The sequence below is a fragment of the Methylobacterium jeotgali genome (assembly GCF_022179345.1).
In the GTDB taxonomy this organism is placed as follows: domain Bacteria; phylum Pseudomonadota; class Alphaproteobacteria; order Rhizobiales; family Beijerinckiaceae; genus Methylobacterium; species Methylobacterium jeotgali.
Genome location: NZ_BPQR01000088.1, coordinates 1 through 14076, shown reverse-complemented (window position 1 = coordinate 14076; position 14076 = coordinate 1). Strand labels below are relative to the sequence as shown.

Genomic DNA, 14076 nt, shown 5'->3' with positions numbered 1-14076 from the left:
GCGACACACGGAAAAGGGCAAAGAAGAGCGCGCCGAGGCCCGTCGCGATGGCGATGAACACGCCGATCAGGGCGGCGAACTTCGCGGACGCGGCGCTGTCCTTCGTCAGGACCGTCGCGGCGGTCGCGCCCTGGGTGTTGTACTCGGAGTCCTTCTGGAGCGCCTTGACCGCGTCCTGGTTCAGCTTGGCCATGTCGGGGCTGAGGAGCTTCGCCCGGGCCCCGGCGACGTTGCCGGCGTTCACCTGGGCGACGACCTCGTCCTGAGTCGCCATGTAACGGGCCCAGGTGGTGCGATACTCCTCGTAGAGGCGCCGCTCCTCGGGCGAGCTGATCATCGGCTCGTACTTGCGCCGGAGGTCGTCGAGCCGATTGAGGCTCTGCTGGAGCGCCGCCGCGTTGGCGTTGCGCAGCTCCGGCGTGTCGTTCTCCATCACCAGCCGGTAGATCTTCACGCGAACGTCGCGGCTCTGGATGCCGATCTCCAGAAGCGCCGTCACGGACGGGAACCAGTTCGTCGCAACGTCGTCGGCGCTCTTCTCGATGGCGCCGAGTTTCACGACGCTGGTCGTCCCTTGCCCGATCGCCGCGGCGGAGAGCAGACCGATGGAGCCGGCGAGGATGAGCTTGAGGGTAAGGCGCATGGGGGCCCGAGAGGTTAGCGTTCCGTCAGGACCTACTTGCGCTTGTATTGTTTATTCGTGGTTAATCGGCCTTAGCAGCGCGACTATTTTGCATTGCAAAACAATCGATCGCATGCCGCGTATCTGCTTGTTCGCATTCTAAACTCGAAGCGGTGGAATGTCATGGATCATACATGTGAGGGTACAATCTGAAGTTTTACTTACGAAAAAATATCCGCATCGCTGGGCAAGAATGCACGCCCAGGTAGAATTTGGTGAGTGCCGCGCGCCGCGGTCTGGAGACCCCTCCAACGGGACCGAAGGCCTTCCGATGCCGTGGCGGCGAGGCCGCGACGTCAGTGCGGCCGGCCGGACAGCGCTTCGCGGACGGTCTGCGCCACGGCGTCCTCGCGGGCTGCGTCCGCGACGAGCAGCGCATCGGGCAACCCGTCGGCGATCGCGGCGAGGCTCGGGCAGGCGACGTCGCTCGCCAGGACGATCCGGAGGTTCGGGCGCAACGCGCGGGCCTCGACCGCGATCTTCGAGCAGCAGACCTCGCCGACGAGGGCCGCGTCGACCACGAGCACGTCGACGGGCAGGCCGAGCACCAGCACCGTCAGCGCGTCGACGCCGCTGTCGCAGGAGGTCGCGCGGAAGCCGGCGCGGCGGATCTGCCCGATCACCTCGTCGCGCCAGGGCTTGCGCTGGCCGGCGATGAGCACCTGGACGCCGTAGCATCCTCCAGGGGAGGCGAGAGGGTCGGACGTTCTTCCGGCCATGCGTCCCTCGCGACTAATCTCGCGTTGCATCGCAGCAAGCTAGAACGTCTTTACGAAACGTTTCAAGGGGGTGCCGGTCCGGCGTCCCGCGGCAAGGCGTCCGGTAGCCGGCTCAGGCATGGATCGGCGCGTCGTCATGCTGTTGACGCGGCCCTCCCGCACGGGGCAACTCGCGCCTGCCGCAGCGAGCGCCCTCTCACGGAGCCCAGAGCCGCCGATGTCGTCCTCCAAAGCGTCGCCCGTCTCGCCCCTCGCACCCTTGCACGTTCCGGAGCTGCCGCCGATTCGCGGCGTGCGCCTCGCCACCGCCGAGGCCGGCATCCGCTATGCCGGCCGCACCGACGTCCTCTATGTCGGGCTGGACGCCGGCACGCGGGCGGCGGGGGTCTTCACCCGGTCCCGCTGCCCCTCGGCGCCCGTCGACTGGTGCCGGGAGGCGCTGAAGGACGGCGGCGCGCGGGCGCTCGTCGTCAACTCGGGCAACGCCAACGCCTTCACCGGGCTGAAGGGCCGCGAGGCCGTGGCGCTCACCGCCGCGATCGCCGCGAAGGCGGCCGGATGCGGGGACCAGGAGGTCTACGTCGCCTCCACCGGCGTGATCGGCGAGCCCCTCGACGCGCGCAAGTTCGAGGGCGTGCTCGCGGATTGCGCCGCCTCCGCCGTGCCCGGCGCCGAAGCCTGGGCGGCGGCGGCCCGGGCGATCATGACCACCGACACCTTCCCGAAGCTCGCCACCCGCACCGCCGAGATCGGCGGCGTCGCGGTGACGATCAACGGCTTCGCCAAGGGCGCCGGCATGATCGCCCCCGACATGGCGACGATGCTGGCCTTCGTCTTCACCGACGCCGCCCTGCCGCAGGACGTGCTGCAGACGCTGATCGCCGAGGGCGCGGCCGACAGCTTCAACTGCGTCACCGTCGACGGCGACACCTCGACCTCGGACACGCTGCTCGCCTTCGCCACGGGGGCGGCGGGCAACGCCGAGATCGCGCAGGCGAGCGACCGCCGCCTCGCCCTGTTCCGCGCGGCCCTGAACGACCTCCTGGAGGAGCTCGCCCAGCTCGTCGCCCGCGACGGCGAGGGCGCGCGCAAGTTCGTGACCGTGCGGGTCGAGGGCGCCGAGAGCGACGCCTCCGCCCACCACATCGCCATGTCCATCGCCAACTCGCCGTTGGTGAAGACGGCGGTGGCCGGCGAGGACGCCAACTGGGGCCGGGTCGTGATGGCGGTCGGCAAGGCCGGCGAGCCCGCCGACCGGGACCGGCTGGCGATCTGGTTCGGGGACGTGCGGGTCGCCGTCTCCGGCGCCCGCGACCCGGACTACAGCGAGGACGCGGCGAGCGCCGTGATGCGCGAGGACGCGGTGACGATCCGCGTCGACCTCGGCCTCGGGGAGGGCAGCGCCCGCGTCTGGACCTGCGACCTCACCAAGGAATACGTCGCCATCAACGGGGATTACCGCTCGTGAGCCGCACGCTTCTCGGGGGCCTCGCCCTCCTCGCGCTCGTCGCGACGCCGGCGCCGGCGCAGCAGCCGCCATCCCCATCGGAGGCCTCCGGCACCATAAGCGTGATCGGCCGGGCCCGCAGCGAGACCCCGCCGGACTTCGCCAGCGTCGAGATCGGGGTCGAGGCCCGCGGCCGCACGCCCGGCGCCGCCCTCGATGCGACCAGCGAGGCCGCGCGCAAGATCATCGCGCTCGCCGGCGGGTTCGGGGTTGGGGAGGGCGACGTCGGCACGACCTCCGTCAACCTCCAGCCCGTCACCCGCAGCGTCCGCCGCCCGGACGGCACGGTGGACGAGGCGCCGGACGGCTACCGCGCCACCAACCAGGTGCGGCTGCGCCTCGCCGACATGGGCCGCCTCGGCGACCTGATGCGCCGCACCCTGGAGCTCGGCGCCAACCGCATCGACGGCGTCTCCTTCGGCCTCAAGGACCCGGACGCGGTGCAGGCCGGCCTGCGCGCCGCCGCCATGCGGGACGCCGCCGCCCAGGCCGCCGGCCTCGCGGAGGCCGCGGGCGTGAAGCTCGGGCGGGTCGTCTCGATCGAATCGCCGCCCCGCGAGGAGCGGGGGGCGATGGCCTACGCCGCTCCGGCGCCGATGCGGGCGCGGAAGGCGGCGGTGCCTCTCGCCGCCGGGACCATCGAGGCGAGCGCCGAGGTCGCGGCGCGCTTCGCGGTCGCGCCGTGAGCGAAGCGGTCCGGTTGCTCCTCGTCGTCGCGGTCGCCCTCGTCGACGGTGACGGGCGCGTGCTGGTCTCGCAGCGCCCGCCCGGCAAGGAGCTCGCCGGGCTATGGGAGTTCCCCGGCGGCAAGGTCGAGCCGGGCGAGCGCCCGGAGGCGACGCTGATCCGCGAGCTGGCCGAGGAGATCGGCATCGCGGTGGAGGAGCCGTGCCTGGCGCCGCTCACCTTCGCGAGCCACGCCTATCCAGGCTTCCACCTGCTGATGCCCCTCTACGTATGCCGCCGCTGGACGGGCACGCCGCAGCCCCTCGAAGGCCAGGGCCTGCGCTGGGTGCGGCCCCGCGCGCTGCGCGACCTCGCGATGCCGCCGGCCGACGCGCCGCTGATCCCGTTCCTGATCGACCTGCTCGGCCCCTGAGCGCGACGCCCCGAAGCCGAGAGCAACCTCAGATGTGCAAGTCGTCGAAACCTATCTCTCAGGTTGTATAAATCTGATATGCAATCCAGGCGCGAGCGAGTCGCGCCCGGGAGCAGCCATCATGAGAACGGTTCTTGGTCTTTCCCTGACGCTCGTCGCGATGCTGGTGACGGCGCCCGCGCAGGCCGGCGAGGGGCTCGGGCACGCGCGTTGGTGCGAGACGGACACCAGCGCCCCCGCGCAAGCGCCTGCGATGGCCGCGGTGGCTCCCGACGGGAACCTTCGCGGCACGCGATCGGCGGCCGTTCTGGTTGCCGAGGCCAAGTCCGCGGCGAAAGCCAGCCGGGACGAGGAGGCGCTGGCTTGGCTGCGCCTGTGCCAGTGGCACAATCAAGATGCGCAGAACGCGATCGGCGCCGATCGCGCAGACGTCCTCTCCTGGCTGAAGAGCTAGGGACGCCGAGCCTCGCCGCGTCTTCATGAGAGCGCTCCGCGCAAGGCGCTTGCGCTCACTCCTCCAACGTGACGAGCCCGACGCTGCCGCCGGCGGCGGCGAGGTTGACGGTCGCGGTCTGCTCGATAGCGAGGCGGGGGAGATAATGCGGACCGCCGGCTTTCGGGCCGGTGCCGGAGAGGCCGCTGCCGCCGAAGGGCTGCGTGCCGACGACGGCGCCGATCATCGAGCGGTTCACGTAGACGTTGCCATGGGGCAGCGCGGCACGCACTCGCGCCACGGTGGCCTCGATCCGCGACTGGACCCCGAGCGTCAGCCCGTAGCCGCCGGCCTTGAGGCTCGCGAGCACGGCGTCGAGCCCGTCCGCGGGGTAGCGCAGCACGTGGAGCACCGGGCCGAACACCTCGTCCGTCAGGTCCTCGACCCGCGCGATCTCGAAGATGTGGGGGGCGACGTACAGGCCGGCGGGCGCTTCCCCGGCGAGGTGGACCCGCGCCGCCTGCCGGCCCCGCGCGATCGCCGCGAGGAGCCTCTCCTTCGCGGCCGCATCGATCACCGGTCCGATATCGGTCGACAGCGCACGGGGATCGCCGATCCGCAGCTCGCGGGCGGCGCCGGCCACCGCGGCGATCATCCGGTCGGCCACCTCCTCCTGCACGACGAGCAGGCGCAGCGCCGAGCAGCGCTGCCCGGCGGAGCGGAAGGCGGAGGTCACGGCGTCGTCGGCGACCTGCTCGGGGAGCGCGGTGGCGTCGACGATCATGGCGTTGATGCCGCCGGTCTCGGCGATCAGCGGTAGGATCGCGCCCTCGCGGGCGGCGAGCGCCCGCTGGATCGCCTTGGCCGTGCCGGTCGAGCCGGTGAACACGACGCCCGCCAGCGCCGGATGCCCGAGAAGGCACGCGCCGGCCTCCGGTCCGCCGGGGAGCAGGGCGAGTGCGCCGCCCGGCACGCCCGCTGCATGGAGGAGGCGCACGGCCTCCGCCGCGATCAGCGGCGTCTGCGGCGCGGGCTTGGCGACCACGGTGTTGCCGGCCATCAGCGCGGCGGCGACCTGCCCGATGAAGATGGCGAGCGGGAAGTTCCAGGGGGAGATCGCCGCGATGACGCCGCGGCCCCGCAGCCACAGGGCGTTGCTCTCTCCTGCCGGTCCCGGCAGCGCGGCCGGGCGCCTGAACAGGCTCCGGCCCTGCGCCGCGTCGTAGCGCAGGAAGTCGATCGCCTCCCGCCACTCGGAGAGGGCGTCGTCCAGGGTCTTGCCGGCCTCGGCCTGCAGCAGGTGCAGCAGGCGTCCGCGATGCGCCTCGAAGCCTCCGGCCGCGCGTTCGAGGCAGGCGGCGCGGTCCTCGGCCGGTGTTGCGTCCCAGGCGGGGAACGCGCGGGCGGCGGCTTCCATGGCGGCGTCGGCGGCGGCCTCGTCCGCCTCGAGCACCTGTCCGATCGCGGTGCCGTCGATGGCGCTCGGGACCGGCCGCGTCGCGCCGCCGCGCTCCGTGCCATCGATGACCGGCGCCGCCAAGCCGGGACCTGCCGCGGCGGCAGCCTCCCGCATGAGTTCCGCGAGGCGCGCCGAGTCGCCGAAGGCGAGGCCGGGGCTGTTGACCCGCTCCGGCGCGTAGAGGTCGCGGGGCAGGGGGATGCGGGGATGGGCGGCCCGCTCCGGGCTGCCGATGAGCGCCTGCGGACGGACCAGAAGATCATCTACCGGCACCGAGGCGTCGGCGACGCGGGCGACGAAGGAGGAGTTGGCACCGTTCTCGAGGAGCCGCCGCACGAGATAGGCGAGCAACTCCCGGTGCCCGCCGACCGGCGCGTAGACCCGCACCGCGAGGTCCGGCCGTCTTTCGAGGAGGCGGTCGTAGAGCGCCTCGCCCATGCCTTGCAGGCGCTGGAACTCGTACGGTCCCGTCGCCGTCTCGGCGATCGTGGCGATGGTCAGCGCGTTGTGGGTCGCGAACTGGGGCGTGAGGCGCGGCGCGGCGAGCAGCCGCCGGCTGGCGGCGAGATAGCTGAGATCCGTCATCGCCTTGCGGGTGAAGACGGGATAGCCCGGCGCGCCCTGGACCTGCGCGAGCTTCACCTCCGTGTCCCAGTAGGCGCCCTTGACGAGGCGCACCATCAGCCGCCTCTCGTGCGTCTGCGCCAAGGCTTCGACATGGTCGATCACCGGCAGGCAGCGCTTGCCGTAGGCCTGCACGGCGAGGCCGAACCCGTCCCAGCCGGCGAGCGAGGAATCCGCGAGGACCGCGCCGAAGACGTGGAGCGACAGTTCCAGCCGCTCGGCCTCCTCCGCGTCGACGGTGAGGTTGAGGTCGTGCGCCTTGGCCGCCCGCGCGAGATCGAGGAGGGCGGGGGCGAGTTCCGCCATCACCCGCGCCTCTTGCGTCGGCGCGTAGCGCGGGTGGAGCGCCGAGAGCTTCACCGAGATGCCGGGACGGTCGGGCAGACGCCCGTCGCCGGCCGCTCGTCCGATCGCCGCGATGGCCTCGGCATAGGCCCCGCGATAGGCGGCGGCGTCCGCGGCGGTGCGGGCGCCCTCGCCGAGCATGTCATAGGAGTAGCGAGTGCGGCGGCCCTCGCCCTCCGCGGAGCGTTTCAGCGCGGTGCCGATCTCCTCGGCGAGGACGAACTGCGTGCCCATCAGGCGCATCGCCGCGAGCGCCGCGCCCCGGACCGCCGGCCGCCCGAGGCGGCGGGCGAGGCCGCGCAGGATCGCTTCCGGCGTGTCGTCTCCCGCGACGAGCCGCGCCCCGAGCCCCAGCGCCCAGGAGGAGGCGGAGACGAGCAGCCCCTCGTGCCGCGGGGCGTGGTGGGCGAAGTCGCCCTCGCCGAGCTTGTCGGCGATCAGCCGGTCGGCGGTCCCGGAATCCGGCACCCGCAGCAGCGCCTCGGCCAGGGCCATCAGGGCGAGGCCCTCGCGGCTCGTGAGCGCGTATTCCTGAAGAAGCCGTTCGACGGTTCCGAGGCCGCCGCCCTCGCGCACGGCCCCGATCAGGTCGCGGGAGAGCCCATCGATGGCCGAGGCGCGGCCTGAGTCGTCGGGGCAGGCGGCGAGAAGATCGGCCGCGAGCGCGGCGTCGTCGGGCGCGTAGGGGGCGGCGAAGCGAGGCGGCATCCGGCGTCTCCCGGCACGGTCTGGCCGGGTTCAGCCTAGCACGGCCCGCGGCGTCCTACTCCGCGGCTTCGAGATGCGGGTTCGGCTCCACCAGGGGGAAGGTGCAGGTCACGCGGGTGCCCTGGCCCGGCGCCGTCTCCAGGGCGACGCGGCCCCCGTGCAGCTCCACGAAGGAGCGCACGATCGAGAGTCCCAGCCCGACGCCCCGGTGGCGGCTGCCGACGGGGTGGCTCTCGAAGCGGTCGAAGGCGAGCTCGGCGATCTCGGGCGGCATGCCGCGCCCCTCGTCGGCGACGGCGAGCACCAGCTCGCTCGCCGTGCGCCGGGCCGAGAGGGTGACCCGCTGCCCCTTGGCCGAGAAGCCGACGGCGTTCGAGAGCAGGTTGAAGAGGATCTGGCGGACGCGCTTCCCGTCGGCACGTACGGCGCCGATATCGGCGGGCACGTCGAGGCTGAGGTCGATCTCGGACTCGGTGAGCCGGTCCTCGATGCCGCGCACGGAGGCGTCGATGGTCTCGCGCACGTCGATCAGGTCGCGCTGCAGCTCGAGCGAGCCGGCGTCGATCGAGGCGAGGTCGAGGATGTCGTTGATGATGACGAGGAGCGAGCCCGAGGAGCGCATGATGTGCTCGGCATACTCGCGCTGGCGCTCGTTGAGAGCGCCGACCGTCTCGTCGCCGAGAAGCTGCGTGAAGCCGATGATGGTGGTGAGCGGCGAGCGCAGCTCGTAGGAGACGTGGTGGACGAAGGTGTCGCGGAGCTTGGCGGCGCGCTCCAGGGCCTCGTTCTTCTCCATGAGCATGCGCTCGACGTTGACGCTCGCGGTCACGTCGATGAGCGTGATCAGGGTCGCCCCCTGGGGCAGGGCCTGGGCGGCGCAGTCGAGCACGCTGCCATCGACCACGTGCAGGCGCCGGCCGACCGCCGCCCGTGTCTCCAGCCCGACCACGGCGTCGCGGATGTCGAGCCAGGCCTCCTCGTCGGGGGCGAGCCCCCGGCAGACGGCGATCACCGCGTCGATATGGGGGCGGCCGGCGATGGTCTCGGCGGGAAGCCGCCACAGGGTCGCGAAGGCGCGGTTGGCGAAGTCGAGGCGCCCGTCGGCGCCGAACACGGCGACCGGCTCGGCGAGGGTGTCGAGGGTCTCGGCCTGGGCGAGCACCAGGGAGTTGTAGCTCGACTCGAGCTTGATGCGCTCGGACACGTCCTCGAACAGATAGGTGAGGCCGCCTTGCGGGTTCGCCTCGGTGACGACGCGCAGCACGCGGCCGTCCGGCGGGTACCACCAGTTCTCCGTGGCGCCGGCCGCCCGGTAGGCGGCGAGCACGCCCTGCTTCCAGGCCCGGAAATCCGCCTGCTCCTGAAGCTTCCGCTGGGAGCGCAGCAGGTCGAGGATCTCGCCGTCGGTCGGCTGGCCGTCGAGGAAGGCCGGGTCGAGGTCCCAGAGGTCGCGATAGGCGGCGTTGTAGAAGATCAGGTGCTGGGCCGCGTCGAACATCGCCACCGCGGTGGTGAGCTTGTCGAGGGTGCGCACGTGGGCGTTCATCTGGCGCTGCGAGTCGACCCGCAGGTTGTCGAGCTCCGAGACGTCGATGGCGATGCCGACCCGGCCGTGCTCTATCCCCGTCTCGCAGATGTCGAGCATCCGCCGGCTGCCGGCGACGATCGCCGAGAGCCGGTGGCGCGGCCGCGACGGCCAGGCGCCCGGCGGCACCTTGCCCTCGCCGCGGGCGATCTCCTCGCGGGCGGGACGGTCGAGAAGCTCGGTGCCCGCCTCCAGCGCCGCCTCGCGGCTCGGCGCCTCGACGGCGGCGACGTAGGCCTGGTTGACCCAGGCGAGCCCGCCCTCGCGGTTGCGCCGCCAGACCGGCTGCGGGATCGCGTCGAGGAGGCCGGCGAGCGAGGAGAGGCCCCGGCGGGTCTCGTCCAGGGTCTCGCGCAGCTCCACGATCTCGCGCTGCTCGCGGCTGGTCTCGCGCAGGCGCAGGAGGGCGCGGCCGGCGACCGCGCGGCCCTGCGCCTCGATGCTGCTGCCGGCCTGGCTCCAGAGGGCGAGATGGAAGCCCGTGCCCCGCGCCCGCAGCGCCTCGACGGCGGCATCGAGCAGCTCGGCATCCGCCGGCGGCAGCCAGGTGCCGAAGGCGAGCAGGCGCCGCGGGGCGCCGCCTGCGGCCCGCGCGCCCTCGAAGGCGAGGGAGACGTCGCCCTCGATCATCGGCTCGCCGCGCTCGTCCCAGGTCACGACGATCTGCCGGTCGGCGCCGAGCAGCATCTCGGCCCGGTCGTGGGCGCCGCGCAGCGCCCCGAGGGCGGCGGAGAGCTCGCGCTCCCGCTTCGTCCAGCGGCCGCGCTCGCCGAGATGGATCAGCGACAGGATCACCGCGAAGGCGGTCAGCCCGATGATGATCGCGAGGCCGGTGATGTTGTGCGCGTGCGGCCCGTCGCCGGGGGCCGCCAGGGCGGGGGACTGCAGGACGAGGCAACCGGCCGCGGCAACGGTGAGGAGTCCGGCGCGCGCGCGGCGCCGGGTCCTGCGATCGACCCCCATGATTGCCCCGGCCTCCGTCCTCGCCGCGCGCGCTCCGGCGCCCGCGCAAAGCCCCTCGACGGCGCCCCTCGGCGGGCTCGGCGGGGCCCGTCCGATCCCGCGCGCTCCGGGGATTCGCGCCCACTGTAACGCGGGCGGGAATCCCGCCGGAAGGGCCCGGCCGGCCCGGAAGCGGGCTTCCCGCTCAGGTCGTGCCTGGACGACGCAGGAAAGCCACACATCCGCGAACGGGGCGCGAACGATTGAAGGCAGGGAGCCCTCGAAACGGCGAAGGCCCGGCAGTGCCGGGCCTTCGGGCGATCGTCGAGAGGCGCGAGGCGCCGGTCAGTAGCGGTAGTGGTCCGGCTTGAAGGGGCCGTTCTCCGACACGCCGATGTAGCTCGCCTGATCGGGGCGCAGCTTCGAGAGCGTGGCGCCGACCTTGGCGAGGTGGAGCGCAGCGACCTTCTCGTCCAGCGCCTTCGGCAGGGTGTAGACCTGCCGCTCGTACTTTCCGGGGTTGGTCCAGAGCTCGATCTGGGCGAGCGTCTGGTTGGTGAAGGAGGCCGACATCACGAAGCTCGGGTGGCCGGTGGCGTTGCCGAGGTTCACGAGGCGCCCCTCCGAGAGGAGGATGATGCGGTGGCCGTCGGCGAAGGTGATCTCGTCGACCTGCGGCTTGATGTTCGTCCACTTGAGGTTCTTCAGGCCGGCGACCTGGATCTCGTTGTCGAAGTGGCCGATGTTGCAGACGATCGCCCGGTCCTTCATCGCCCGCATGTGCTCGAGGGTGATGATGTCCTTGTTGCCGGTGGCCGTCACGAAGATGTCGGCGCGGGGCGCGGCGTCTTCCATGGTCACGACCTCGTAGCCTTCCATGGCGGCCTGGAGGGCACAGATCGGGTCGATCTCGGAGACGATCACCCGGCAGCCGGCGTTGCGGAGCGAGGCGGCCGAGCCCTTGCCGACGTCGCCGAAGCCCGCGACCATGGCGACCTTGCCGGCCATCATCACGTCGGTGCCGCGGCGGATGCCGTCGACGAGCGACTCCTTGCAGCCGTAGAGGTTGTCGAACTTCGACTTCGTGACCGAGTCGTTCACGTTGATCGCCGGGAAGAGCAGCTTGCCCTCCTTGGCCAGCACGTAGAGGCGGTGCACGCCCGTGGTCGTCTCCTCGGAGACGCCCTTGATGGCGTCGGCGAGACCGGCGAACCAGCCCTTCGGCTTCTCCTTCAGCTTCTTCTTGAGGAGCGCGAAGAACACCTCCTCCTCCTCGGAGCCGGGCGTGTCGAGGAAGGCGGTGTCGCCGTTCTCGGCGCGCAGGCCCAGATGCACGAACATCGTGGCGTCGCCGCCGTCATCGAGGATCATGTTCGGCACGCCGCCGTCATGCCAGTCGAACAGGCGCGAGGTGTAGTCCCAGTACTCCTCCAGGGTCTCGCCCTTCACGGCGAAGACCGGGATGCCGGCGGCGGCGATGGCCGCGGCGGCGTGGTCCTGGGTCGAGTAGATGTTGCAGGACACCCAGCGGATGTCGGCGCCGAGGTGCTTCAGCGTCTCGATCAGCACCGCGGTCTGGATCGTCATGTGCAGCGAGCCGGCGATCTTGGCGCCCTTGAGAGGCTGGCGCGCACCGTACTCCTCGCGCACTGCCATCAGGCCGGGCATCTCGCTCTCGGCGATCGAGATCTCCTTGCGGCCGTAATCGGCCAGCCCGATGTCCCTGACGATGTAGTCGTTGGCCATGTGCAACCCCTGTGAGCGCCTGCGTTCCGGTTCGGCGGCGCGTATAGCAGGGGCCGGGATGTAAGGCAATCAAGACATAAAGATGTCTTTATACGAATTCCAGGGACGCGCCGGCGCGTCCCGGGCATGACGAGAAGGGGAAGAAGATATGGGCCCGTTCGCCGAGGAGATGCACGCACGCCTGCCGGCCGGCTTCACGCTGCCTGCGGAGATCGCGGCGCTGTTCGACTGGATCGAGGGCCGCGGCCTGCTCCACGCGAGCAAGCGCGTGGCGGGCGACCGCTTCGGGACGCTGCAACCCCTCGAGGCGCCCTATCGCGGCGCGGTCGTCCTCTTCCGCGTCGAGACGCCGGAGGAGGCGCGCGCCTACGCCGAGGCCTGGTTCGGGCCGGGGGAGGCCGCCGGCCGCATCGTGCCCTTCGCGCGGACCGGGGCGGACGGCTTCTACGCCGCCTTCTGGCTGGACGACGACGGGCGCCAGCACATCGTGCATCTCGGCTCGGAGGGCGACGGCCTCTGCGTGCTCGGCCGGACGCCCCTCGACTTCCTGCGCCTGCTCGCCATCGGCCACAACGAGCTCGGCACCGGGCTCGCCGACCCGCACGGGCGGCCGGGCGACGAGCCGGACGACGATAGGCTCGTCGACAACCCGCCCTTCCGGGACTGGCTGACGCGAACCTACGGGGCCGCGATCCCCGAGACGGTGGCCGAGATCGTGCCGTCGCCGCCGGACAGCTTCGCGACGGACAGCGACGACCCGTTCTGGCGATGGGCGCGGCGGCAGATCGACCAGCGGGACGCGGGGGCTGGGGATGACTTGGGTTGAGGTTCTGGCGGGAGGTCCGCGATGGGCGGTGAGCAAATAAAGCGCTGCTTGGTAGCGGACCTTAGCCGGCGGCTCTGCATCCAAATGTCTACCCGTCCACAATGAATTCGATCACAGGCTTCGCCGTTGTTTCTTTTGGGCGTGTGCCTCTGCTACCATTCGCGGCAGAGGAATGCCCATGCCGACCAAGCTTAAGATCAAGATGGGTCACATCGAGTTCGAGTATGAGGGCGACGCTGCCTATGACAACGAGGCTGTGAAGGACCTCTTCACTCACATGGAATCGTTGATGGTCTCGGCGCCGCCCGGGGCCTTCGACAATCCCGATCACGTTCTAAGCGGCGGCGGCGATACTACGCCCAGCACAATAAACTTATCCATTCAGTCTGTCTGTGCGCACATGAAGGCCAAAAGCGGTTCCGAAGTCGCGATGGCGGCCGCTGCACACCTCCAGATTTGTGAGGGGAAGACGAGCTTCACCCGCAAGGAACTGCTCTCCGGCATGCAAAATGCCAATGGATATTACAATCAAGCGATGAGCGGAAATCTGACAAAGATTTTGAAAGGTCTTATCGGAAGCAAGCGCATCATGGCCCTAAGCGGCGAACAGATGGCGTTGTCAGCCTCCGAACTTGCGTCGGCAAAGGCACAGCTTGCTCAGTCCTGACGATCTTAAGCTCGCCCTTCAACGCGACGGCCTGTCCCGAGCCGACAAGGTCCTCCTCGTCATCGCTAGCCTCGATCAGCCGGTGAAGAACCCCGCCATTATGGCACGGGCGCAGGATGCCGGCTGCAACATGAAGTCTTGGAACATCGCCGACATCATGACGAAGGCGAAGGGCATAATCCTGCGCGTGCCCGGTGGCTACGAGGTGTCCGAGAAAGGCCATGCACGGCTCGAAGGACTCGGTGTCAGCAAGCTCTCGCCCGCTGCCGCGAAGGTTGCCCAGGACCTGCGCAAGCACTTGGTCTCGATCAAGGACGATACGACGCGCGCCTTCGTGGCCGAGGCCATCCAGTGCCACGAGGCGGCCCTCTACCGGTCTGCCATCGTAATGTCGTGGCTCGCCGCCGTTGGTGTATTGTACAACGAAGTCGTAGCAAACCATCTAGCAGCTTTCAACATCGAGGCGAAGAAGGTCGATGGGAAGTGGAAGGTCGCCGCGGCTGCGGACGACCTCGGGCGCATGAAGGAAGCCGAATTCCTCGACAGGATCGCAGCCATTGGAATGATAGGCAAGAACGTGAAGGCGCAACTCGTGGCCGGTCTAAACCTGCGGAACGGCTGTGGACACCCGAACAGTCTGAAGGTCGGGGCCAACGCGGTCGCCGCACATATTGAGATGCTGCTTCTCAACGTGTTCGATAAGTTCGCTTCATGACTCTCTCTCTCTCTCTCTC

Annotated in this window: 12 protein-coding genes; 7 read left to right on the top strand and 5 right to left on the bottom strand. The window is 70.6% G+C overall.

Annotated features, from left to right (window positions below; all coding sequences use genetic code 11):
* Nucleotides 1-643, bottom strand: a 643-nt coding sequence (locus MFF04_RS20795; RefSeq protein ID WP_238278762.1) for an MCP four helix bundle domain-containing protein, incomplete at its 3' end; no start/stop codon positions are given.
* Between the two features lie 335 nt (nucleotides 644-978).
* Nucleotides 979-1401 carry a response regulator gene (locus MFF04_RS20790; protein WP_238278759.1) on the bottom strand — a complete coding sequence of 141 codons (423 nt, stop codon included), beginning with the start codon at nucleotides 1399-1401 and terminating at the stop codon, nucleotides 979-981.
* A gap of 217 nt (nucleotides 1402-1618) precedes the next feature.
* Here MFF04_RS20790 and argJ point away from each other — a divergent pair, with 217 nt between their 5' ends.
* The 4 genes from argJ to MFF04_RS20770 all read left to right on the top strand — a co-directional run bounded on the left by argJ (nucleotide 1619) and on the right by MFF04_RS20770 (nucleotide 4461).
* The gene (gene argJ / locus MFF04_RS20785; RefSeq protein WP_238278757.1) at nucleotides 1619-2869 is read left to right on the top strand and encodes a bifunctional glutamate N-acetyltransferase/amino-acid acetyltransferase ArgJ; all 1251 of its coding nucleotides are present in this window, start codon (nucleotides 1619-1621) and stop codon (nucleotides 2867-2869) included.
* A complete protein-coding gene (locus tag MFF04_RS20780) occupies nucleotides 2866-3594 on the top strand; it encodes an SIMPL domain-containing protein (RefSeq protein WP_238278755.1) in 729 nt (242 codons plus the stop codon). The genes argJ and MFF04_RS20780 overlap by 4 nt, the downstream gene beginning before the upstream one ends.
* A complete protein-coding gene (locus MFF04_RS20775) occupies nucleotides 3591-4007 on the top strand; it encodes a (deoxy)nucleoside triphosphate pyrophosphohydrolase (protein ID WP_238278753.1) in 417 nt (138 codons plus the stop codon). Before MFF04_RS20780 ends, MFF04_RS20775 begins: the two co-directional genes overlap by 4 nt.
* A gap of 121 nt (nucleotides 4008-4128) precedes the next feature.
* Nucleotides 4129-4461 (top strand): hypothetical protein, encoded by a 333-nt coding sequence (locus MFF04_RS20770; RefSeq protein ID WP_238278751.1) that lies wholly within the window; start codon nucleotides 4129-4131, stop codon nucleotides 4459-4461.
* Between the two features lie 55 nt (nucleotides 4462-4516).
* Here the strand turns inward: MFF04_RS20770 and putA are convergent, their stop codons facing one another.
* The 3 genes from putA to ahcY all read right to left on the bottom strand — a co-directional run bounded on the left by putA (nucleotide 4517) and on the right by ahcY (nucleotide 11849).
* A complete protein-coding gene (gene putA / locus MFF04_RS20765) occupies nucleotides 4517-7576 on the bottom strand; it encodes a bifunctional proline dehydrogenase/L-glutamate gamma-semialdehyde dehydrogenase PutA (RefSeq protein WP_238278749.1) in 3060 nt (1019 codons plus the stop codon).
* A gap of 55 nt (nucleotides 7577-7631) precedes the next feature.
* The gene (locus MFF04_RS20760) at nucleotides 7632-10124 is read right to left on the bottom strand and encodes a sensor histidine kinase (protein ID WP_238278747.1); all 2493 of its coding nucleotides are present in this window, start codon (nucleotides 10122-10124) and stop codon (nucleotides 7632-7634) included.
* 324 nt (nucleotides 10125-10448) lie between these two features.
* On the bottom strand, nucleotides 10449-11849 hold the full coding sequence (ahcY, locus tag MFF04_RS20755; RefSeq protein WP_238278745.1) for an adenosylhomocysteinase: 1401 nt from the start codon (nucleotides 11847-11849) through the stop codon (nucleotides 10449-10451).
* Between the two features lie 148 nt (nucleotides 11850-11997).
* Here ahcY and MFF04_RS20750 point away from each other — a divergent pair, with 148 nt between their 5' ends.
* The 3 genes from MFF04_RS20750 (at nucleotide 11998) to MFF04_RS20740 (ending at nucleotide 14057) form a co-directional block, all read left to right on the top strand.
* Nucleotides 11998-12675: a hypothetical protein gene (locus MFF04_RS20750; protein WP_238278743.1), complete on the top strand. Its 678-nt coding sequence runs from the start codon at nucleotides 11998-12000 to the stop codon at nucleotides 12673-12675.
* A gap of 178 nt (nucleotides 12676-12853) precedes the next feature.
* Complete coding sequence (locus MFF04_RS20745; protein WP_238278741.1) at nucleotides 12854-13342, top strand: hypothetical protein; 489 nt, start codon at nucleotides 12854-12856, stop codon at nucleotides 13340-13342.
* Nucleotides 13329-14057: a hypothetical protein gene (locus MFF04_RS20740; protein ID WP_238278739.1), complete on the top strand. Its 729-nt coding sequence runs from the start codon at nucleotides 13329-13331 to the stop codon at nucleotides 14055-14057. The genes MFF04_RS20745 and MFF04_RS20740 overlap by 14 nt, the downstream gene beginning before the upstream one ends.
* Nucleotides 14058-14076 lie beyond the last annotated feature (19 nt).

Excerpts from the sequence above, each read along its gene's own strand:
- MFF04_RS20790 (WP_238278759.1), bottom strand. The coding sequence starts at position 1,401 with ATGGCCGGAAGAACGTCCGACCCTCTCGCCTCCCCTGGAGGATGCTAC.
- argJ (WP_238278757.1), top strand. The coding sequence starts at position 1,619 with ATGTCGTCCTCCAAAGCGTCGCCCGTCTCGCCCCTCGCACCCTTGCAC.
- MFF04_RS20770 (WP_238278751.1), top strand. The coding sequence starts at position 4,129 with ATGAGAACGGTTCTTGGTCTTTCCCTGACGCTCGTCGCGATGCTGGTG.
- putA (WP_238278749.1), bottom strand. The coding sequence starts at position 7,576 with ATGCCGCCTCGCTTCGCCGCCCCCTACGCGCCCGACGACGCCGCGCTC.
- MFF04_RS20760 (WP_238278747.1), bottom strand. The coding sequence starts at position 10,124 with ATGGGGGTCGATCGCAGGACCCGGCGCCGCGCGCGCGCCGGACTCCTC.
- ahcY (WP_238278745.1), bottom strand. The coding sequence starts at position 11,849 with ATGGCCAACGACTACATCGTCAGGGACATCGGGCTGGCCGATTACGGC.
- MFF04_RS20750 (WP_238278743.1), top strand. The coding sequence starts at position 11,998 with ATGGGCCCGTTCGCCGAGGAGATGCACGCACGCCTGCCGGCCGGCTTC.
- MFF04_RS20745 (WP_238278741.1), top strand. The coding sequence starts at position 12,854 with ATGCCGACCAAGCTTAAGATCAAGATGGGTCACATCGAGTTCGAGTAT.